General features: G+C 72.4%; 18 protein-coding genes and 1 pseudogene. 11 read left to right on the top strand and 8 right to left on the bottom strand.

The features are described 5' to 3' along the window. The 3 genes and pseudogenes from ACFVS9_RS30140 to ACFVS9_RS30130 form a co-directional block, all read left to right on the top strand. On the top strand, window positions 1-402 hold a 402-nt coding region (locus ACFVS9_RS30140; protein ID WP_389937448.1), incomplete at its 5' end, for a phytanoyl-CoA dioxygenase family protein. A gap of 186 nt (window positions 403-588) precedes the next feature. Continuing rightward, window positions 589-729: pseudogene (locus ACFVS9_RS30135) on the top strand (Scr1 family TA system antitoxin-like transcriptional regulator); the annotation flags it as partial. Window positions 730-1,020: 291 nt separating this feature from the next. Beyond that, entirely contained in the window at window positions 1,021-2,034 is a 1,014-nt protein-coding gene (locus tag ACFVS9_RS30130; protein WP_389937452.1) for a VOC family protein, read from the top strand. Window positions 2,035-2,118: 84 nt separating this feature from the next. Here the strand turns inward: ACFVS9_RS30130 and ACFVS9_RS30125 are convergent, their stop codons facing one another. Continuing rightward, window positions 2,119-3,678, bottom strand: a complete 1,560-nt coding sequence (locus tag ACFVS9_RS30125; protein WP_389937445.1) for an arabinogalactan endo-beta-1,4-galactanase — start codon at window positions 3,676-3,678, stop codon at window positions 2,119-2,121. Between the two features lie 49 nt (window positions 3,679-3,727). Then, window positions 3,728-5,773 (bottom strand): beta-galactosidase, encoded by a 2,046-nt coding sequence (locus tag ACFVS9_RS30120; protein ID WP_389937442.1) that lies wholly within the window; start codon window positions 5,771-5,773, stop codon window positions 3,728-3,730. Between the two features lie 189 nt (window positions 5,774-5,962). Between ACFVS9_RS30120 and ACFVS9_RS30115 the strand changes: the two genes are divergently transcribed. From ACFVS9_RS30115 to ACFVS9_RS30100, 4 genes are read left to right on the top strand one after another with little or no spacing between them, the layout of a single operon-like run. Then, entirely contained in the window at window positions 5,963-7,276 is a 1,314-nt protein-coding gene (locus tag ACFVS9_RS30115) for an extracellular solute-binding protein (protein WP_389937439.1), read from the top strand. Next, window positions 7,273-8,199, top strand: coding sequence for a carbohydrate ABC transporter permease (locus ACFVS9_RS30110; RefSeq protein WP_389937436.1), 927 nt, complete (start codon window positions 7,273-7,275; stop codon window positions 8,197-8,199). Before ACFVS9_RS30115 ends, ACFVS9_RS30110 begins: the two co-directional genes overlap by 4 nt. Beyond that, the gene (locus ACFVS9_RS30105; RefSeq protein ID WP_389937433.1) at window positions 8,196-9,056 is read left to right on the top strand and encodes a carbohydrate ABC transporter permease; all 861 of its coding nucleotides are present in this window, start codon (window positions 8,196-8,198) and stop codon (window positions 9,054-9,056) included. The genes ACFVS9_RS30110 and ACFVS9_RS30105 overlap by 4 nt, the downstream gene beginning before the upstream one ends. 42 nt (window positions 9,057-9,098) lie before the next feature. Then, window positions 9,099-10,133 carry a LacI family DNA-binding transcriptional regulator gene (locus ACFVS9_RS30100; RefSeq protein ID WP_383116133.1) on the top strand — a complete coding sequence of 345 codons (1,035 nt, stop codon included), beginning with the start codon at window positions 9,099-9,101 and terminating at the stop codon, window positions 10,131-10,133. Window positions 10,134-10,527: 394 nt separating this feature from the next. Here the strand turns inward: ACFVS9_RS30100 and ACFVS9_RS30095 are convergent, their stop codons facing one another. Then, window positions 10,528-11,598, bottom strand: a complete 1,071-nt coding sequence (locus tag ACFVS9_RS30095) for an alkene reductase (protein ID WP_383116134.1) — start codon at window positions 11,596-11,598, stop codon at window positions 10,528-10,530. Between the two features lie 146 nt (window positions 11,599-11,744). Between ACFVS9_RS30095 and ACFVS9_RS30090 the strand changes: the two genes are divergently transcribed. Beyond that, entirely contained in the window at window positions 11,745-12,251 is a 507-nt protein-coding gene (locus tag ACFVS9_RS30090; RefSeq protein ID WP_383116135.1) for a MarR family winged helix-turn-helix transcriptional regulator, read from the top strand. 1 nt (window position 12,252) lies between these two features. On the opposite strand, the gene ACFVS9_RS30085 is transcribed toward ACFVS9_RS30090, so the two are convergent. The 4 genes from ACFVS9_RS30085 to ACFVS9_RS30070 all read right to left on the bottom strand — a co-directional run bounded on the left by ACFVS9_RS30085 (window position 12,253) and on the right by ACFVS9_RS30070 (window position 16,472). Continuing rightward, window positions 12,253-13,314 carry an aminotransferase class V-fold PLP-dependent enzyme gene (locus tag ACFVS9_RS30085; RefSeq protein WP_389937428.1) on the bottom strand — a complete coding sequence of 354 codons (1,062 nt, stop codon included), beginning with the start codon at window positions 13,312-13,314 and terminating at the stop codon, window positions 12,253-12,255. A gap of 70 nt (window positions 13,315-13,384) precedes the next feature. Then, complete coding sequence (locus ACFVS9_RS30080) at window positions 13,385-14,122, bottom strand: DsbA family oxidoreductase (protein WP_389937425.1); 738 nt, start codon at window positions 14,120-14,122, stop codon at window positions 13,385-13,387. A 119-nt stretch (window positions 14,123-14,241) separates the two neighbouring features. Continuing rightward, entirely contained in the window at window positions 14,242-14,769 is a 528-nt protein-coding gene (locus tag ACFVS9_RS30075) for a hypothetical protein (RefSeq protein WP_389937422.1), read from the bottom strand. Beyond that, window positions 14,766-16,472 carry a PHP domain-containing protein gene (locus ACFVS9_RS30070; RefSeq protein ID WP_389937419.1) on the bottom strand — a complete coding sequence of 569 codons (1,707 nt, stop codon included), beginning with the start codon at window positions 16,470-16,472 and terminating at the stop codon, window positions 14,766-14,768. Before ACFVS9_RS30070 ends, ACFVS9_RS30075 begins: the two co-directional genes overlap by 4 nt. Window positions 16,473-16,772: 300 nt before the next feature. Between ACFVS9_RS30070 and ACFVS9_RS30065 the strand changes: the two genes are divergently transcribed. Continuing rightward, the gene (locus ACFVS9_RS30065; protein WP_389937416.1) at window positions 16,773-17,204 is read left to right on the top strand and encodes a hypothetical protein; all 432 of its coding nucleotides are present in this window, start codon (window positions 16,773-16,775) and stop codon (window positions 17,202-17,204) included. A 27-nt stretch (window positions 17,205-17,231) separates the two neighbouring features. Beyond that, on the top strand, window positions 17,232-17,612 hold the full coding sequence (locus ACFVS9_RS30060; RefSeq protein ID WP_389937413.1) for a DUF3592 domain-containing protein: 381 nt from the start codon (window positions 17,232-17,234) through the stop codon (window positions 17,610-17,612). Between the two features lie 340 nt (window positions 17,613-17,952). Here the strand turns inward: ACFVS9_RS30060 and ACFVS9_RS30055 are convergent, their stop codons facing one another. Beyond that, the gene (locus tag ACFVS9_RS30055) at window positions 17,953-19,002 is read right to left on the bottom strand and encodes a zinc-binding dehydrogenase (protein WP_389937410.1); all 1,050 of its coding nucleotides are present in this window, start codon (window positions 19,000-19,002) and stop codon (window positions 17,953-17,955) included. A 74-nt stretch (window positions 19,003-19,076) separates the two neighbouring features. Between ACFVS9_RS30055 and ACFVS9_RS30050 the strand changes: the two genes are divergently transcribed. Then, window positions 19,077-19,652, top strand: coding sequence for a TetR/AcrR family transcriptional regulator (locus ACFVS9_RS30050; RefSeq protein ID WP_389937407.1), 576 nt, complete (start codon window positions 19,077-19,079; stop codon window positions 19,650-19,652). Window positions 19,653-19,759 lie beyond the last annotated feature (107 nt).

Below are 19,759 nucleotides of genomic sequence, written 5' to 3'. Positions count from 1 at the left end.
GCCGTGTCCGTCTCGATCGCCCTGACCGAGAACCTCGACACCAACGGCGGGCTCATGATCATGCCCGGCTCCCACAAGTCCTTCGTCGGCTGCGCGGGCGAGACACCCAAGGACAACTACAAGAAGTCCCTCCAGATGCAGGACGCCGGAATCCCCTCCGACGACGTCCTCACCAGCATGGCCGACCGCCACGGCATCAAACTCTTCACCGGCGAAGCAGGCTCGGCCACCTGGTTCGACTGCAACGCCATGCACGGCTCCGGGGACAACATCACCCCCTACGCCCGCAGCAACGTCTTCATCGTCTTCAACAGCGTCGACAACACCGCCCAGGAACCCTTCGCCGCCCCCGTCCGCCGCCCCGAATTCATCGGAGCACGCGACTTCACCCCCGTGAGGTAGAGGCGTACGACGGCCGGAAGGGGCGTGACGCGTGACGCGTCCCGCCCCTTCCGCGTACGGTTCACCCGGCGACGACCCGTCGGCCGGACGGCTCACAGGTAACGTCCTTCAGCTGTCGAAACCGATCGCAAACCCTCAACTCTTCGTTTCGCGCAGAGCGCCGACTAGGTGCTCGGTACCGGCGACATGTTCGAGAAGCTGTGCCGATCGGTACGGCACGGCGCCTTGTTGGAGGGCTTTCCGGAGTACGTGGGGTGTGAGGGTCGGGCGTCGGAGATCCGGCTGTTCGAGATCGGGGTCGTCCCCGGCCTCCTCCAGACGTCGGCCTACGCGTCGGAGCCGGCAGACGGCGCCGTGAGGCGCGGAGCGATCACCGCTGAGCAGGGCCCTCGGGGCGTGGTTCCCGTCCGCGACTCCAGGAACCCGGGCGGCGCCGTCCTGAACCTGCCCGCCGCCCTTCGCCTCCTTCGTGGACGGCGTCAGGGCAGGAGCGTTCGGCAAGGTCCGAAAGGCGGTTCACCTCCGTCGCGTCAGGGGTACCGCCGCGCCGGGCGCCCCGGGCGGCCCGGGCTTCAACTCGCTGGACCCCGGCCCCTGTCAGCGGCGACAGTGGCGCCCATGACCTCACTCGTACAGCACATCACCATCGACTGCGCCGACGCCTACGAGCTCGCCTCCTTCTGGGCCGACGTGCTCGGATCCGCCGTGTCCGACGACGACGGGCCCGGTGACCCCGAGGCCCTCGTCGAGTCGCCCCGGGGCGCGCTGCTCTTCATCTCGGTGCCCGAGCCCAAGAGCACCAAGAACCGGATCCACCTCGACCTGCGCCCCGAGGACCGCACCCGCGACGAGGAGGTCGAGCGGCTGCTCGCGCTGGGGGCCACCCTGGTCGGGGACCACCGCAAGCCGAACGGCAGGGGCTGGGCGACGCTGGCCGACCCCGAGGGCAACGAGTTCTGCGTGGAGTGCGGTGCGGGGGAACGTGCCGCGCTGACGGGCACCCGGCTGCCCGTCACCGCCGACGACGTGACGCTGGCCGTCCGGCTCGCGGCCGGCACCCTCGCGCAGTCCCCGGCCCAGGACTGGCGGGTGCCGGCCGGGACGCTGACGTGGGACTGCTGGGAGACCGTCGAGCACCTGGGCGACGACCTCTTCGCCTACGCCGTCCAGCTGGGCCCGCGCAGGCCGCCGCAGGACCGCGAGGTGCCGTACCGGTACGCCCCCGCGCGGGAGGGCGGCCCCGCGGTCTCGCTCTTCGCGAACCCCGAGGCGGGGGTCACCGGGCTGCTCGAGACCCTGGAGGCGAGCGGCGCCCTGCTGTCCGCGATGGTGCGGACGACGCCCGCGGACGTGCGCTCCCACCATTCGTTCGGCCTCTCCGACCCGGAGGGCTTCGCCGCGATGGGCATCGTGGAGACCCTCGTGCACACCCGTGACGTCGCCACCGGGCTGTCGCTGCCGTGGGCACCGCCCCAGGACCTCTGCGACCGGGTGCTGGCCCGGCTCTTCCCCGACGCCCCGGACGACGAGGACCGGTGGACCGTGCTGCTCTGGTGCACCGGCCGCGCCGATCTGCCGGGCCGCGACCGCGTCACCTCGTGGAAGTGGCACAGCGCGCCGCTGGACCGGTGAGCCGTGGACGAGCCCGTGAGCTGCCCCGCCCCGACGGGTACCGCCGGTCCGGACCCCTCCGGGGGACCGGACCGGCGGCGCGGTCTACCGGTGCGCGAACCAGGCGGCGGCCGGCAGCAGTCTGCCGTTGTAGTCGAACACCGCCTGGTTCTCCCACGCGTTGCCCGACGCCGGGTCGGCCGGGTCCCAGCCGCTGCCCGTGACGGCGGTCCAGGCCGGCTCCCAGTACACGGCGCCGAGGCCCCGGCCGTTCGGGACGGCCTCGACGACGTTCATGACGTCGCGGAGGTTCGCCGCCTGCCCGGCCGGGGTCGCCGGGTAGCCGGCGACCAGCTGGTCGGCCCTGGCCACGTTGTTCTCCAGGCCGTCGGCGTCGGCGAGCGTGTGGGCGTAGGCGGTCTCGGCGACGAGCACCGGCTTCCCGTAGCGCGAGGCGGCGTCGTCGAGGTTGGTCTGGAGCTCGGACAGCGAGCCGTGCCAGTAGCCGTAGTAGGAGAGGGCGATGACGTCGAAGGGCACCTTCTGCGCCACGGCGTTGTCGAACCACCAGCGGGTGCCCGCGTTGTCGCCGCCCTCGGCGAGGTGCAGCGCCACCTTCGTGCCGGAGGAGACCGCCTTGGCCGCGTTCGCGCCCGAGGTGATCAGGCCGGCCAGCTGGGACCAGTTGGCGGTGGAGCCCTCCGGCCAGAGCATCCCGCCGTTGATCTCGTTGCCGATCTGCACCATGTCGGCCGTGGTGCCCTGCGCCTTGAGCGCGTTCAGCACGTCGTAGGTGTGGTTGTGGACGTCGGTGCGGAGCTGGGCGTAGCTGTGGCCCGACCAGGCGGCGGGCTTGTTCTGCTTGCCGGGGTCGGCCCAGGCGTCGGAGTAGTGGAAGTCGACGAGGGTCTTCATGCCGAGGGCCTTGGCGCGCTTGGCCATGGCGAGGACCCGGGCCTTGTCGTTGTAGCCGTCGGCGGGGTTCACCCACACCTTGAGGCGTACGTAGTTCATGCCGGAGCTCTTGAGGATGCTCATGGCGTCCCCCGCCGTGCCGTTCGCGTCGCGGTAGGCGGCACCGTGCGCCTCGTTCTTCGGGAGGGTGGAGAGGTCACCGCCCCGGACGCTCAGCCCGGTGCTCCCGGAGGTGAAGGTGATGTCGTCGAAGTTCGCCCACTCCCCCGCGTGCGCGTCGGAGTTGAGGCTGATCGTGCAGGCCCCGCCGGTCACCTTGACCGACGTGACGAGCCGGATCCAGGCGCCGTTCGCGGTCGGGGGCAGGTCGGTCCGCTGCTCGGCGGACCCGCAGTTGCGCAGGGCGATGTAGGCGGAGTTCTGGCCGCCGCCGGAGCGCACCCAGGCGCTGAGGGTGTACGTGCCGTCGGTGAGACCGCTCAGGTACTGGTAGGTCTCGACCTTGTACGCCGAGGCCGACCAGTGGCTGAGCCGCGTGCTGCCGCCGTGGCCGCCCGCCTCGGTGAAGGAGGCGGCGTTCTGGCCTCCGGCGGAGTACGTCGACCAGCCGGTGGTGCCCGACTCGAAACCGGTGTTGACGGGGGCGGTGGCCGCGTGGGCGGCCTGGGCGGGGAGCGCGGCGAACACGAGACCGGAGAGCGCGGCCACCGCCCCGGCCGCCTTCGCGCGGGTGTGCGTCGTTCCGTACATCGTCGATGTCCCTTCGACCGTTGTGCGGGATTCCCTGTGGGTGTGCGCCTCAGCCGTCGAGCCGTACGACACGGACCGCGCCCGCCGGGACGGCGAGCTTGTCCACGGCGGGCTCGCCGGTGAGGAGTTCGGTGCCGGGGGCGTCGAGCGCCACCACCGCCTCGGCGTCGGTGTGGTTGATCACGAAGAGGTAGCTGCCGGTGTCGCCGGTGCGGCGGACGACCTCGACGTCGTACGGCAGGCTCGTGCGGGGCTCGATGCGGGCGTCGGCGGCGGCGCGGTCCAGGACGGCGTCCAGGTCCGGGCCGGAGAGCCGGGTGGAGAGGTACCAGGCGGTGCCCTCGCCGAGCCGGTTGCGGGTGACGGCGGGCCGGCCGGCCGGGATGCCGTCGGCGTACGACCAGAGCGTCTCGGCGCCGCGCGGGATCACCACGTCCGACCAGAGGTCGCCGGTCAGCTCCGGGCCCTCGGGCGCGCCTTCGGGGGTGATCAGGCGGACGGTCCCGCCCTCGCCGAGCGGGGAGAACTCCTCGACCGTCAGCCCGAGTACGTCCCGGAGCGGACCCGGGTAGGCCCCGGGGTGCACGGCGTCGTCGGCGTCGACGATCCCGGAGAAGTACGAGACGACGAGGGTGCCGCCGCCCTCGACGTACCGGCGCAGGTTGCGGCCGGTCTCCTCGGTGGCGAGGTAGAGGGCCGGGACGACGACCAGCGGGTAGCCGGAGAGGTCGGCGTCGGGGTGGGCGAAGTCGACGGTGAGGTGGCGGTCGTAGAGCGAGGCGTAGAAGGTGTCGGCGCGCTCGCGGGCGTCGTGCTCCTCGCTGGGGCGCCACTCCAGGCTCTGCGCCCACCAGGACTGCCAGTCCCAGAGCATCGCCACGTCGGCGACGGTCCGGGTGCCCCGGATGCCCTCCAGCAGGCCGAGCCCGGCGCCGAGCGCGCTCACCTCGCGCCAGATCCGCGAGTCGGTGCCGGCGTGCGGGACCATCGCCGAGTGGAACTTCTCGGCGCCGCGCCGGGACTGCCGCCACTGGAAGAACATCGCGCCCTCCGATCCGCGGGCGACGTGGGCGAGGCTGTTGCGGGCCATCTCGCCGGGGCGCTTGGCGGGGTTGCGGGGCTGCCAGTTGACGCCGCTGGTGGAGTGCTCCAGCAGCAGCCACGGAGCGCCGCCCGCCACGGAGCGGGTCAGGTCGGCGGCCATGGCCAGGTTGACGTGGGTGCGGCGGCCGTCGGTGATCAGGTAGTGGTCGTTGGAGACGATGTCGACCTCGCGGCCCCAGGCCCAGTAGTCGACGGATTCGCACTGGCTGAGCGCGGTCATGAAGTTGGTGGTGACCGGGATGCCGGGGGCGAGCCGGTGCAGGATGTCGCGTTCGGCGGTGAAGTTCTCCCGCATGGTCGCGTCGGCGAAGCGCGCGTAGTCCAGCTGCTGGGCCGGGTTGCCGACGGTCGGGGTGGCGCGGGGCGGGTCGATGTCGTCGAGGCTCCGGTAGCGCTGGCCCCAGAAGGCGGTGCCCCAGGCCTCGTTGACCGCGTCCACCGAGCCGTGCCGGACGGTGAGCCAGCGGCGGAAGTGCGCGCCGCAGCTGTCGCAGTAGCAGGCGCTGACCGGGACGCCGTACTCGTTGTGGACGTGCCACATCGCGAGCGCGGGGTGGCTCCCGTAGCGGCGGGCGAGCTGCTCGGTGATGCCGGCCGCCGCCGCGCGGTAGGGGGCGGAGCTGTGGCAGATGGCGCCGCGTGATCCGAAGGCGTAGCGCACCCCGTCCCGGCCGACGGGCAGGGCCTCGGGGTGGGCGCGGTAGAACCAGGCCGGCGGAGCGACGGTGGGGGTGCCGAGGTCGGCGCGGATGCCGTTGACGTGCAGCAGGTCCAGGAGGCGGTCGAGCCAGCCGAAGTCGTAGGTGCCCGGCTCGGGTTCCAGCAGCGCCCAGGAGAAGATCCCGACGCTGACCATGGTCACGCCCGCCTCCCGCATCAGGCGTACGTCCTCGTGCCAGACCTCTTCGGGCCACTGCTCGGGGTTGTAGTCGCCGCCGAACGCCAGCTTGTGCAGACCGGCCGGGTAGGGGGCGGATTCCGGGTGCGGCATGAACGACTCCTGGCTCTTCGGGACAACTTCTGGGAACGTGCACACACACTCTCGGCGGCGCAGGGCCAACATAACCGCACAGCAACAACCATTGACAAGTGTCGGTTTGGTTTCTCTACTGTGAACGCTCACAGCGCCTTTTCCGGCCAGTCCGCCGATGCGTCTGTTCGTCTCGTCAGGGGAGAATCCATGAAATACCGCACCGTCGCGGTGTCCACCGCCGCCGCTCTCGCCGCCACCGCCCTGCTCTCGGGGTGCGGCTCGGACGACGGTGGTGACGGGCCGGCCGCGTCCGGACCCGCCTCGCTGACGTACTGGGCGTGGGCGCCCGGCCTGGACAAGGTCGCCGCCCTCTGGAACGACGGGCCGGGCAAGGAGGCGGGCATCACCGTCACGGTGAAGAAGCAGGCCTCGGGCGACGACCTGGTCACCAAGATCATCACGGCGGCGAAGGCGCACAAGGCCCCCGACCTGGTCCAGGCCGAGTACCAGGCGCTCCCCACCCTGGTCTCCAACGACGTCCTGGCGGACATATCCGAGGAGGCGGGCGACGCGGAGGACGCGTTCGCCGAAGGGATCTGGCAGCAGACGACGCTCGGCTCGGACGCCCTGTACGCCCTGCCGCAGGACTCGGGCCCGCTGATGTTCTACTACCGCCAGGACCTCTTCGCGCAGTACGGCCTGACCGTGCCGACCACCTGGGACGAGTTCGCCGAGACCGCCCGCGCCCTGAAGAAGAAGGCGCCGGACAAGGACCTGACCACCTTCTCGTCCAACGACTCGGGCCTGTTCGCGGGCCTCGCCCAGCAGGCGGGCGCGCAGTGGTGGACCACGGGCGGCGACAAGTGGAAGGTCGCGATCGACGACCCCGCCACGCGGAAGGTCGCGGACTTCTGGGGCGGCCTGGTCAAGGAGGGGGCCATCGACAACCAGCCGATGTACACCCCGGCCTGGAACAAGGCGCTCAACACCGGCAAGCAGGTCGCCTGGGTCAGCGCCGTCTGGGCGCCGGGCACCCTGACCACCGCGGCGCCCGAGACGAAGGGCAAGTGGGCGATGGCCCCGCTCCCCCAGTGGACGGCCGGGGAGAACGTCACCGGCAGCTGGGGCGGCTCCTCGACCGCCGTCACCAACGACTCGAAGCACAAGAAGGCCGCCGCCACCTTCGCGAAGTGGCTGAACACGGACCCCGCGGCCCTCGCCGCGCTGGTGAAGGAGGGAGGCATCTATCCCGCGGCGACGGCTGCCCAGACCGGCGGCGCGCTCTCCGAGGCCCCGGACTACTTCTCCAACCAGCCCGCCTTCTACACCGAGGCCGCCAAGATCGCCCAGGGCACCGCCCCCGCCGCCTGGGGCCCGAACGTCAACGTCGCCTACAGCGCCTTCAAGGACAACTTCGCCGCGGCCGCCAAGAACCGGTCGGACTTCGGCCCCGCGCTGGCCGCCATGGAGGACGCCACCGTCGCGGACCTGAAGAAGCAGGGCTTCGGGGTCTCGGAGTGACACGCTCGCCCCGCGGCAGGGCGTACGGGGTCAAGAGCGCCCCGTACGCCTTCCTGGTCCCCGCCGCCCTCCTGTTCCTGCTCTTCTTCGCCCTGCCCATCGGCTACGCCGTCTACCTGAGCTTCCGCAGGACCGAGGTCAGCGGACTCGGCCTCGGCAAGGGCGCCCGGGACGAGATCTGGGCCGGGCTGTCCAACTACACCGACGCGCTCTCCGACTCGGAACTGCTGCACGGAGCCCTGCGCATCCTCGGCTACGGCGCGATCGTCGTCCCGGTGATGCTCGGCCTCGCCCTGCTCTTCGCGCTGCTGCTGGACACGGACGGCCTCCGGCTGCGCGGCTTCAGCAGGCTGGCGATCTTCCTGCCGTACGCGATCCCGGGTGTCATCGCGGCGCTGATGTGGGGCTTCCTGTACCTGCCCGACGTCAGCCCCTTCCTCTACCTGCTCGACGCGACGGGGCTCCCGAGGCCCGATCTGCTGGACGGCGGGCCGCTGTACCTCTCGCTCGCCAACATCGCGGTGTGGGGCGGCACCGGCTTCAACATGATCGTGATCTACACCTCGCTGCGGGCGATCCCCGCCGAGGTCTTCGAGGCCGCCCGGCTCGACGGCTGCTCGCAGCTCCAGATCGCGCTGCGGATCAAGATCCCGATGGTGGCGCCGTCCCTGATCCTGACCTTCTTCTTCTCGATCATCGCGACGCTCCAGGTGTTCAGCGAGCCGACCACGCTCAAGCCGCTGACCAACTCGCTCTCCACGACGTGGAGTCCGCTGATGAAGGTCTACCAGGACGCCTTCGTCAACAACGACATCCACGCGGCGGCCGCCCAGGCGGTCATCATCGCCCTGGCCACCCTCGCCCTGTCCTTCGGCTTCCTCAAGGCGGCCAACTCCCGTACGAAGCAGGGAGACTCCCGATGAGCACCCCGCCCCTCGCGGCCCCCGCCCGCCGCCGCCTCCCGCTCGTGCCGACCGCCGCGCTGCTGCTCGGCGCGCTGTACTGCCTGCTGCCCGTCGCATGGGTCCTGGTGGCCTCGACGAAGTCCGGCAGCGAACTCTTCTCCACCTTCACCTTCCTGCCCGGCTCGGGCTTCACCGAGAACGTCGCCGACCTCACGGAGTACCGCGACGGGGTGTACTGGCGGTGGATGGCCAACTCGGCCTTCTACGCCGGGGCGGGCGCCCTGCTCTCCACCGCGGTGTCCGCGGTCTCGGGGTACGCGCTGGCCGTGTACCGCTTCCGCGGCAGGGAGACGGTCTTCAACATCCTGCTGGCCGGGGTGCTGATGCCTCCGGTGATCCTGGCCGTGCCGCAGTACCTGCTGCTGGCCGAGGCGGACATGACCGACTCCTACCTCTCGGTGCTGCTGCCGCTGATCCTCTCCCCCTACGGTGTCTACCTCGCCCGGATCTACGCGGCGGCCGCCGTGCCGGCCGACGTCATCGAGGCAGGGCGGATGGACGGCGGCGGCGAGTGGCGGATCTTCCGGACCATCGCGCTGCCGATGATGCTGCCGGGGCTGGTGACGGTGTTCCTGTTCCAGTTCGTGGCGGTCTGGAACAACTTCCTGCTGCCGTACATCATGCTCGGCGACGACGAGAAGTTCCCGGTCACCCTGGGCCTCTACACGCTCCTCCAGCAGGGTTCGAACACCCCGGCGCTGTACACGCTGGTCATCACCGGCGCGCTGCTGGCGATCATCCCGCTGATCGCCCTGTTCCTCGTGATCCAGCGGTTCTGGAGCCTCGACCTGCTCTCCGGCGCCGTAAAGTCCTGACAGCTCCTCAACAGGGCTTCCCTTGATGAAAGATCTTGCTCCATGAGCCGCACAGAACAGAACGGCGCGGGACGCCGCCGGCCGCCGACGATCCACGACGTCGCCCGGGAGGCCGGGGTCTCCCGGGGCACCGTCTCGCGGGTGCTCAACGGCGGCCACAACGTCAGCCCGGCCGCGCTCGAAGCGGTTCAGTCCGCCATCCGCCGGACCGGCTACACCGTGAACCGGCACGCCAGGTCGCTGATCACCGGGCGTTCCGACTCGGTGGCGTTCCTGCTGACCGAGCCCCAGGAACGCTTCTTCGAGGACCCGAACTTCAACGTGCTGCTGCGCGGCTGCACCACCGCGCTCGCCGCACACGACATCCCGCTGCTGCTGATGATCGCGGGCACGGAGGCGGAACGCCGCCGCAACATGCGCTACATCGCGGGGCACGTGGACGGGGTGCTGCTGGTCTCCAACCACTCCGGCGACCCGGTCGCCGCCCAGCTGCACGAGGCCGGCGTACCCCTGGTGGCCTGCGGGAAGCCGCTCGGGCAGGGGTCGCGGGTGAGCTATGTCGCGGCGGACGACCGCAACGGGGCCCGGGACATGGTGCGCTTCCTGTACGGGTCCGGGCGCCGCCGGATCGCCACGGTCACCGGGCCGCTGGACACCCCCGGCGGGGTGGACCGGCTCGCGGGCTACCGCGAGACGCTCGCCGAGTGCGGGCTGCCGGCCGACGAGGGCCTGATCGTGCCGGGTGACTACAGCCGGGCGGGCGGTGAGGCGGCGGCGGCCCTGCTGCTGGAGCGGGCGCCCGACGTGGACGCGGTCTTCGTCGCGTCGGACCTGATGGCGCAGGGGGTGTTGAGCACCCTGGAACGGGCGGGCCGGCGGGTGCCGCAGGACATCGCGGTCGGCGGTTTCGACGACTCCCCGGCGGCGCTCGCGGCGCGGCCGGAGCTGACGACGGTCCGCCAGCCGTGGGACCGAATCAGCGCCGAGATGGTGCGGGTGCTGCTGGCACAGATCGGCGGCCAGGATCCGGCGGCCGTCATCCTCCCCACGGAACTGGTCCGCCGCGAGTCGGCCTGAGGGCCGGCCCCCCGACGGGGGGCGCCGTCCGCGCGGCCGGACGGGGCCGGTGCGCCCCGGCCCCGCGGCCGTCCCATGGCGCTCGGGGCGGGCACGGGACCGGCCGGCCGCGTCCGGGCCTCCCGCGGACGAACGTCGCCCGCTCGTCGGCCGGACCGGACTCCGGCGCTCCGTCATCCGTGGAGAGGCGGCCCGTCGTCCGTGAGGAGGCGGCCCGTGCGACGGGCCGCCTCGACGCGGTCGGTGACCTCCTCGGGCGGGGAGACGGGCTCCCGCTGATCGGGCCGACGTCGAACCGAGGGTCGGACCGGCGCGGAACCGGGCATCCGGCCCGCGCGGAAGCAGGGAACCGGCCCGCGCGAAAGCAGAGAACCGGCCCGCGCGGAACCGCAGGTCAGACGGTGTCGAGCGCCGGGTAGTCGGTGTAGCCCTTCGCGTCGCCGCCGAAGAACGTCGTCGGGTCCGGTGTGTTGAAGGGCCCGCCGGCCTTCAGCCGGGCCGGCAGGTCCGGGTTGGCGAGGAACAGCGCGCCGTAGGAGATGATGTCGGCGATCCCGTCGTCGATCACCGTGTGGTGCTCGGGTCCGGTCGGCCCCTCGGTGAACACGTTGATGACGAGGGTCCCGGTGAACCTCTTGCGCAGCGCGAGCGTCAGCTCGCGGGTGTCCGCCTGCTCCAGCACGTGCAGGTAGGCCAGCCCGAGCGGCTCCAGCGCGGAGGCGAGCGCGGTGTAGACGGCCCGGGGCTCGGGCTCCTCGATGCCGTTGTACGGGTTTCCGGGCGAGACGCGCATCGCGGTCCGCGACCCGCCGATCTCGGCGGCGACCGCCGTGGCCACCTCGACCGCGAAGCGGATGCGGCCCTGGTCGGATCCGCCCCACCCGTCGGTCCGCAGGTTGGTGTTGGGGGCCAGGAACTGCTGGATCAGATAGCCGTTGGCACCGTGCAGCTCGACACCGTCGAACCCCGCGTCGATCGCGTTGCGGGAGGCCGTGACGAAGTCGCCGACGGTCGCCCGGATCTCCTCGTCGGTGAGCTCGTGCGGCTCCACGAAGTCCTTGGGCCCCACGTGGGTGTAGAGCTGGCCGGGCGCCGTGACCGGGGACGGCGCCACCGGGACCAGCCCGTCGGGCAGCAGCACGGGGTGGCCGATCCGGCCCGCGTGCATGACCTGGGCGAAGATCCGGCCGCCCGCCGCGTGGACGGAGTCGGTGACCTTGCGCCAGGAGGCGATCTGCTCGGCACTGTGCAGACCGGGGGTGGACGGGTATCCCTGACCCACCACGGAGGGCTGGATGCCCTCGGTGATGAGCAGCCCGGCGGAGGCGCGCTGGGTGTAGTAGTCGACGGTCAGGTCGGTGGCCGTACCCCCTTCACCGGCCCGGCTGCGGGTCATCGGCGCGAGGGCGATGCGGTTGGAGAGCCGGGTGCCGGAGAGGTCGAGGGGATCGAACGCGGTGGTCATGAAAGCCTCCGAGGCATTTACATGGTCGGCCAAGTATTAGCTGCGGGGCCACTGTAACCCATTGATTGGCCGACCAAGGTAAAGTTCACGAGGACGTCACGCACCCGGTGGTGGACCGGGTCGCGGCACCGCCCGGAGGAGTCCCGATGAAGGCCGACAGCACCGCCCCCGACGACCCCGCCTGCCCTGGCGGGCTGCCCGGCGCGGCGCTCGGGGGGCCCGTCAGCCACGCCGTCTCCCGGGTCGCCCGGCTGCACCGGATGACGGCGGGCAGGATGCTCCGGAGGCTGGGGCTCTACCCGGGGCAGGAGTTCCTGATGATGCACCTGTGGGACTCCGGGGCGGTCCGCCAGTCCGAGCTGATCAAGGCCGTGGACCTCGACCCGTCCACGGTCACCAAGATGCTCCAGCGGCTCGAACAGGCCGGGCACGTGCGACGCCGCCCCGACCCGGACGACCGGCGGGCCGTCCTGGTCGAGGCGACCGAGGAGAGCTGCGCCCTGCACGACGAGGTGCGCGACGCGTGGACGGGCCTGGAGGAGTTCACCCTCGCGGGGCTGAGCCCGGCCGAGCGCGCGGAGCTGACCAGGCTGCTCGCCAAGGTGGAGGACAACCTCTGCCACGAGGACGACGGGGACTGCCCCGTCCGGTAGTTCAGCCGGACAGCACGTCCAGGGCGTGGTCGACGTCGGCCTCGGTGTTGTACAGGTGGAAGGCCGCCCGCAGGTTCCCGGCCCGCGCCGAGACCATCACCCCGGCGGCGCTCAGGGCGGGCTCCCTGCCGCCCAGTCCGGGCACGGCGACGATCGCCGAGGTGCCCGGCACCGCCTCGTGCCCCAGCGACGCGAGACCTTCGCGGAAGCGGGCGGCGAGCCCGGTGGCGTGGGCGTGCACGGCGTCCACCCCGATCCCGTTCAGCAGGGCCAGGGACTGCTCGGCCCCGTGATAGGCGAGGAAGGCGACGGGCTCGTCGAAGCGCCGGGCGTCCACGGCGAGCTTCCCGACCGGCCCGTACGTACTGTTCCAGCGGTCCTCGGCCGCGACCCAGCCCGCGTGGAGCGCCGGCAGGTTCTCCTGCGCGTCCTCGGTGACGGTCAGGAACGAGGCGCCCCGGGGGGACAGCAGGAACTTGAACCCGCCGGTGACGGTGTAGTCGTACGCCCCGGCGTCCAGCGGCAGCCATCCCGCCGACTGGCTGGCGTCGAGCAGGGTGCGGGCTCCGTGCGCCGCCGCCGCCTCGCGGACCGCCTCCAGGCCGGCGACCCGGCCGTCGGCGGACTGGACGGCGGAGAAGGCGACGAGAGCGGTCCCGGGCCGTACGGCCTCGGCCAGTCCGGCCAGCGGTACGTAGCGCATCCTCAGGTCCCCGCGCACCGCGAAGGGGCTCACGACGGAGGCGAACTCGCCCGTCGGCGCCAGCACTTCGGCGCCGGGCGGGAGGGAGGCGGCGATGAGCCCCACATGGGTGGCGACCGAGCTGCCGACGGCCACCCGGGTGGGCGCGACTCCGGCGATCCGGGCGAAGCCCGCACGGGCGGCGTCCACCGAGTCGAAGCTGCCCGCACCGGCCCGCACACCCGCGGCGCACTCGTCGGCCAGCCTCCTGACGGCCTCGACGGTACGCCGGGGCAGCAGCCCGCAGCTCGCGGTGTTGAGGTAGGTGGTCTCGGAGGCGAATTCGCCGGCCCTGACCTGGTCGATCGCGGAGGTCTCCATGCGGGACAGCCTGACGGCCGCTCAACCTCACGTCAATCACGCGAGTTCGAGCGGCACGGCCAAGAAATCCTTATACGCGCTGGTCGGACCCGTCCGCTCCGGGGACCTCGCACGCCCCGTCCGCGTCGCACGCCGCGGCGTCCCCTCCGACCGGCGTGAGGCCGGGTACCTCGCGGTCCTTCCACGCCTGCTCCAGGGCCTGGCCGAAGACCTCGGCGGGCTGCCCGCCGGAGATGCCGTAGCGCCGGTCGAGCACGAAGAACGGGACGGCGTCGGCACCCAGCTCGGCGGCCTCCCGCTCGTCGGCGCGGACGTCGTCGGCGTACGCCCCGGGGTCGGCCAGCACCGCGCGCGCCTCGTCGGCGTCGAGTCCCGCCTCGATCGCGAGGTCGGCCAGCACCGTGTCGTCGAAGACCGAGCGTTCCTCGGCGAAGTTCGCCCGGTAGACGAGGGTCAGCAGCTCGTCCTGGCGCCCCCGGGCCTTGGCGAGGTGGAGCAGCCGGTGGATGTCGAAGGTGTTGCCGTGGTCGCGCCCCTCGGTGCGGTAGCCGAGGCCTTCGGCCTGCGCGTTCGCCGCGACGTTGGCCTCCATCCCCCGGGCCTCCTCGACGGTGCGCCCGTACTTCTGCGCCAGCATGTCGATGACCTGCTCGGTGTCGCCCTTGGCCCGGCCCGGGTCGAGCTCGAAGGAGCGGTGGACCACCTCGACCTCGTCACGGTGTGCGAACCCGGCCAGCCCCTTCTCGAAGCGGGCCTTTCCGACGTAGCACCACGGGCAAGCGATGTCGCTCCATATCTCGACGCGCATGACTCTTCTGCTCTCCACCTCTGCCGTTCCGGTGCGGAGGGAGCCTCCGCCGCCGGTTCAACGTACGGACCCGGCGGCTGATTCCCGGGGCGGACCACTGAGGGCCCGGCCTCAGGCCCTCAGTGGTCCGCGCAGCACGGGGTGGGGTCGGGCACCTCGAACGGGACCAGGGTGCCGCCCGCCGCGGGCATGGCGGCGAGGACCAGTTCGCCGTCCTGCCACCGCGGCCGGACGAACTCCCTGGTGACGACCCGGGTGGCGGGGTCGGGCCGGTCCGCCGTGCCGAGGACCCGGACCCGCGCGATCGCCGAACGGGCGACCAGCTCGGCGACCGTGAGGGTGCCCGTCAGGGCGGCGGCGCCCGGGTACAGCACCGCACGCCCGGCCTCGTCCCAGGCGCCGTCCTTCACCCGGTGGCCCCGGCTCGTGAGCCGTGCCCGGACGTCCTCGGCGGCGGCCTCGGACCAGGTGGCCAGGGACAGCCCCATCCTGGGCCGGCCGCCGTCGGCGTCCCGCACCAGGTGGGTGCAGCCGACCGTGTCCTCCGGGAGGCCGAGCCCGGCGGCGAGGTCCCGGAGCAGGCCGTCGGCCTCACGCAGCCCGGTCACGGAGGTGTCGATGCCGAGGACGTACGGCGGCGGGGTCACGAGGGCAGGACCCAGACCGGGTTGGAGTAGAACCACAGGTCGCGCCACGGGTCGGCGTCACCGACGACGTCGATGGCCGGGCCCGCCGGGTCGACCGAGGCACCCATCGCGCCGACGGCGGAGCGGTTGCCGTCGGTGCCGCGCAGACGGAGGTAGACCGGGCGGTCGACGCGGCCCAGGTCGTAGGTGAGGTGCACGGTGCCGGTGGACTTGTCCACCTCGTACGACGTGACGACCCGGGCGCTCGGAGCGGTGAAGGCGTCCTTGTCCTTCACCGCGCCGGTGACGTCGCCCTGGATGACGTCGACGCGGGCCAGGGAGGGCTGGAATCCGGCCCAGTTGGGGCCGCCGGCCGCCGTCACCTCCACCGTGAGGGTGACGCGGGTGCCCTTCTTGACCTGGAGTGCGCCGCCGAGGGTCGCCCAGCGGCTGCCGCCGGACACCCGGACGTCGAGGCCGCTGATCAGCTGGCCGTGGTCGACCCAGACGCGGCCGGCGCGGATGCCGTCCATCACGGCGGCGTAGGAGAAGTCCTCGGCGCCGACGTGGGTCCGGCTGTAGTAGCCGGGCCAGTAGTCGTTCTCCGTGATGTCTATCGTCCCGCCGTAGACCGGGTCACCGTAGCGGCCGTCGGTGTCGAAGGACCCGCCGCCGCGGGCGGCGGTGTCGCCGTAGATCTGGTGCGAGTCGGAGTTGGCGGTGATCCACCACGGCTTGCCCTCGGCGAGCAGGCTGTCCCACAGGCCGCCGACGGTGGCGGTCATCCAGTCGAAGCCTCCCCAGGTGCGGTAGCTCTCCAGCGGGTAGCCGGCGAAGGAGTCGCTGCCGGGGCTGTTGTTGTAGATGCCGCGGGCTCCACCGGGGCCGAGCGGCTTGGGCAAGCCGCCCGCCTGGTGGCCGGGGGCGCCCTCGAAGCCGACGGCGATGCGGTGGCCGGCGGGGGTGGCGTCGCGCCAGGCGCGGATCTCGTGCGGGGAGTCGATGCCCTTGCGCGCCGGGTGGTTGGCCAGCATCAGGGCGTCCTTGACCTTGCGCCGGGCGACCTGCTCGGAGAGGAAGGTCAGGCCGGCGATGGCGAGCGCCTCGTTGGCGGGCGTCGAGCCGGTCGCGCCCTTGACGGCACCGTCGTAGCCGGTCTCGAACTGCTTGAGGACGGACACCTCGTTCCTGCCCGGGTGCACGAAGACCGTGCCGTGCTCGGCGGCCGGGATGTTCCACTCCAGGCCCTGGAAGACCAGGGTGTCCTCGTAGGCGGAGCGGGCCGCCCGGATGTCGGGGTTGACCTTCTCCACGCCGATCCTGGCGTGCGTGCCGCTGCCGTGGTCGGTGATGACCAGCCAGTCCATGCCGTGCCGGGCGCCCTGGCGGACCTGGTCGACGACGCGGTACTTGCCGTCGCTGCTGTACTGCGTGTGGATGTGGTGGTCGCCCGCCAGCCACAGGAAGCCCTTCCCGCCGCGGCGGGAACGGGAGCCGGCGTACGCGGGGGCCGTCGCGGCGCCCGCCAGGACACCGCCGGCGGCCAGCCCGGCGCCGAGCAGGCCGGCCCGGCGCAGCAGACCACGGCGGGACTGCTGCTCGGAGGTCAGCTCCTCGTCCGGGACGGAGGTGTCGAACGCCGCGGGCAGGGGCGCCGCCTCGTGCTGGTGGTCATGGTCGTGACCGTGGTCGTGCTCGTGGTGGTGGCCGTGCCCGTGTCCCATGACGCTCCTCGTGGCTGCTCGCCGCCCGTTGCGGCTGGTGCTGCCGGCTCGGGGTGTGCGGTGTGAGCCGTACGAGGAGGGTCGCCACAGAAGGTGAACCTTGAACGACCTCCGGATGGGCGCCGGACGTATCCGGCGCGACCACTCGGGGATCCCGGCACCGGCGCGGCACCCCCCTGCCCCTCGCGCCGCACGCCGGGCGCCCATGGGCGCCCGGAGCGGAGCCGACGGCCGGGGAAGCCCGGAAGCCCGCTGCTAAAGTGGTCTGCCTGTGCGCATGACGCAATCCGGAGGGGGCCGGTGAAACTTCTTTCCAGCGCAGCGATCCTCGTCCTTCTGGCCCTATCCCTTCTGCCCTTCTTCGTGCTGCGCTCACTTCTCCTCGTGTTCCTCGAAAAGCTGCGCCTGAAAGCACGTGGGGAGCACGCCGAAGGAATCTGCACCGGATATTCGAGCGGGCGCTACGGCAACGGCGTGGAGATTCGGTTCGAGGACGGGGACGGGCGGTCCCGCCGGACCCTTTCCCATTCCTGGCGCGGGACGCTGCCCGAGCGGGGGGACACGGTGGGTGTGGTGTACCTCCCCGGGGATCCCGAGGTCTCCGACGTCTCGCCGATTCGTTCGTTGCTCCCGAACGCCGTCTACATGGCCGTCATCGTTCCCCTCCTGACCACAGTAGGCGCCTCAGGAGTCCTTCTGGCGATTTTCTTGGCACACAGCGTGTGGTTCTGACAGAACACAAGGGCAGGTGGGACAGCCGTGCACGGCATACACATAGCCGCCTTCCTGTGCGGTGTCATCGGTATCGGGCTCACCTGCTACGCGGGAGAACGGGCCATCCTTTTCATCAGGGGCGTCCCCACCGAGGGTGTCTGCGTGCGACTCGAATGGAGTTCGTCGACCTCCGGCGTGAAGACCGTGGCCGAATTCATCGACGCCGACGGCATACTCCGCACCAGTTCGAGCGGATATCGCGGAGGGAGTGCGGACGTGGGCGCGGCGGTGAAGGTGATCTATGATCCGCGCCGTCCGGTCCGCTCCGAAGTCGCACCTTTGAGACGCACGGAGTTCATCGCGGTCACGCTGACGGCCGCGGTGCTCGATTTCGCCGCGGTGACACTTGTCCTGGATTCCCTCTGATCGGTGCCGGCCGCCCGCGAGGACGGCGGTCGCCCCGGCGGACGCGGTGAGGGACCCCACGGGTACGCCGGGGCGAGCCGGCCGGCTCGGGGACGGCGGCGTCCGGCTCGGGGACGGCGGCGTCCGGCTCGGGGACGGCGGCGTCCGGGCGGACACCCGGCCCTCCCCGGCCGCCGGCACATGGTTCACCGCGTGTCGTATGCCGCAGGGCGGGGACAGCGTGCCGACGTGGGGAGCCCAGCGCCGAAGGCGGCCCCGGTGGGCGGGCCGTCGCCCCGGCGGAGCGGACGGGCCGCCCCGTCCGGGCGGCGTGTGAGCGGCTCGGCCCGGGACCCCGGGGCTACGGGTGCAGGACGATCTTTCCCACGTGGCCCCTGCGGGCGAGTTCCTCCTGCGCCCGGGCAGCCTGCTCCAGGGGGAACGCCGCGGCGACGACCGGCTGGACACCGCCCTGCCGGGCCAGGTCCATCAGGAGGCCGAAGTGCGTGGGCGTGTGCATCGCGGAGCCGATCACCTGCGCGTTGTGCAGGTAGAGACGGCGCACGTCGAACCGCACGTCGTACCCGGCGAGCGCACCGGCGACGACCCAACGGCCGCCTTCGCGCAGGAGCGGCAGCCCCTCCCCCACCAGGCTCCCGGCGACGACGTCGAGTGCGACGTCGATGCCCTCGGGGGCGGCGGCGCGGACCTGCGCGACGACATCCCCCGCCCGGTCGACGACCTCGTGCGCGCCCGCCTCGCGCACCGCGTCGATCTTGGATCCGCTGCTGATGGCGACCACCCGCGCACCGCGCGCGCGGGCGATCTGCACCAGCGCGACACCGACGCCGCCGGACGCCCCCGAGACCAGGGCGGTCTCCCCCTCCCGGAGCCGGCCGCGCTCGATCATCCCCAGCGCCGTGCCGTAGGCGGTCGGCAGCGTCGCGAGCTGGTCGTCCGTGAGCGGGGATCCCGTCATGTCGTGCACACGCTCCGCCGGCGCTGTCACGTACTCGGCGTAGCCGCCGTCACGCTCGCTCCCCATGAGGCCCACCGGGTTCGCGTCCGGGCCCGCGGTCTCGTAGACCGCCGGGTCGACGACCACCCGGAGGCCGACGAGGCCCTCGTCGGCGCCCGGTCCCACCGCCACGACGCGGCCCGCCACGTCGGCGCCCTGGATGCGCGGGAAGCCGATCGGGCCTCGCCAGCCCGACCGCGCCCCGGGGTCCCCGGGCCTGCCGTAGGCGCCCTCACGCGTCCACAGGTCGGTGTTGTTCAACGCCACCGCGGCGACCTGGACCAGCACCTCCCCCGCCCCGGGGACAGGCACGGGCACCTCCGCCGCCTCAAGGACCTCCGGCCCCCCGTGTCCGGTGATCCGCACCGCGCGCATGGTCGTGGACACACCCATCGCTCGTACCTCCTCGCAGGTATACTGATCTGTGTACCCGGCCCACGGTACACCGATCAGTGAAGGAACGTCCGATGCCACCAGCGCAGTCCATGACACCGGCCGGGCGCCGCATCGCGGCGGCTGCCGAGGAGCTGTTCTACGAGCGCGGGATCACCGCGGTCGGAGTGGACCTGATCGCCGAGCACTCGGGCGTGACGAAGCGGACCCTGTACAACCAGTTCGGCTCCAAGGACCACCTCGTGGCCACGTACCTCACGGAACGCGACCGGCGCTGGCGCGCACTCGTCCGCGCCGCCGTCGATGCCTGCGAGGACCCCGTCGAGGCCGTCGGCGCCCCCTTCGAGGCACTGCGGACCTGGAGCGGGGCCAACAGCCGCGGCTGCGCGTTCATCAACGCGCTGGCCGAACTCCCCGACCCCGCGCACCCCGCGCACCGCGTCGCCGCGGACCAGAAGCTCTGGCTGCGGGACCTGTTCGAGGGACTGGCCACGGCTGCGGGCCTCCGGGAGCCCGCCGACCTCGCCGTCCGGCTCCTCGTCCTGCACGAGGGCGCCCTCGCCACACAGCCGCTGCCGCTCGACACCCTGTCCGCGACCACCGCCCTGGCACGGACCCTCGTCCGGGCCTGCGCGCCGACCGGCCGCTGACGGGGCGCCGGGCACCGCGGCCCTGCGCCCGGACGGCCTTCCCGGCCGTCACCCCCGCCCCCGGGCGCACCGTGTGCGGTACGCCGCCGGGCGCCGGAGCCGTCGGC

The sequence above is a fragment of the Streptomyces sp. NPDC058008 genome (genome assembly GCF_042886395.1).
In the GTDB taxonomy this organism is placed as follows: Bacteria; Actinomycetota; Actinomycetes; order Streptomycetales; family Streptomycetaceae; genus Streptomyces.
This window is presented reverse-complemented; position numbering and strand designations above follow the sequence as displayed.

What these genes read in the sequence shown, in the direction of transcription:
- ACFVS9_RS30130 (WP_389937452.1), top strand. Translation starts at nt 1,021, where the DNA reads ATGACCTCACTCGTACAGCACATCACCATCGACTGCGCCGACGCCTAC.
- ACFVS9_RS30125 (WP_389937445.1), bottom strand. Translation starts at nt 3,678, where the DNA reads ATGTACGGAACGACGCACACCCGCGCGAAGGCGGCCGGGGCGGTGGCC.
- ACFVS9_RS30120 (WP_389937442.1), bottom strand. Translation starts at nt 5,773, where the DNA reads ATGCCGCACCCGGAATCCGCCCCCTACCCGGCCGGTCTGCACAAGCTG.
- ACFVS9_RS30115 (WP_389937439.1), top strand. Translation starts at nt 5,963, where the DNA reads ATGAAATACCGCACCGTCGCGGTGTCCACCGCCGCCGCTCTCGCCGCC.
- ACFVS9_RS30105 (WP_389937433.1), top strand. Translation starts at nt 8,196, where the DNA reads ATGAGCACCCCGCCCCTCGCGGCCCCCGCCCGCCGCCGCCTCCCGCTC.
- ACFVS9_RS30100 (WP_383116133.1), top strand. Translation starts at nt 9,099, where the DNA reads ATGAGCCGCACAGAACAGAACGGCGCGGGACGCCGCCGGCCGCCGACG.
- ACFVS9_RS30095 (WP_383116134.1), bottom strand. Translation starts at nt 11,598, where the DNA reads ATGACCACCGCGTTCGATCCCCTCGACCTCTCCGGCACCCGGCTCTCC.
- ACFVS9_RS30090 (WP_383116135.1), top strand. Translation starts at nt 11,745, where the DNA reads ATGAAGGCCGACAGCACCGCCCCCGACGACCCCGCCTGCCCTGGCGGG.
- ACFVS9_RS30085 (WP_389937428.1), bottom strand. Translation starts at nt 13,314, where the DNA reads ATGGAGACCTCCGCGATCGACCAGGTCAGGGCCGGCGAATTCGCCTCC.
- ACFVS9_RS30080 (WP_389937425.1), bottom strand. Translation starts at nt 14,122, where the DNA reads ATGCGCGTCGAGATATGGAGCGACATCGCTTGCCCGTGGTGCTACGTC.
- ACFVS9_RS30070 (WP_389937419.1), bottom strand. Translation starts at nt 16,472, where the DNA reads ATGGGACACGGGCACGGCCACCACCACGAGCACGACCACGGTCACGAC.
- ACFVS9_RS30055 (WP_389937410.1), bottom strand. Translation starts at nt 19,002, where the DNA reads ATGGGTGTGTCCACGACCATGCGCGCGGTGCGGATCACCGGACACGGG.
- ACFVS9_RS30050 (WP_389937407.1), top strand. Translation starts at nt 19,077, where the DNA reads ATGCCACCAGCGCAGTCCATGACACCGGCCGGGCGCCGCATCGCGGCG.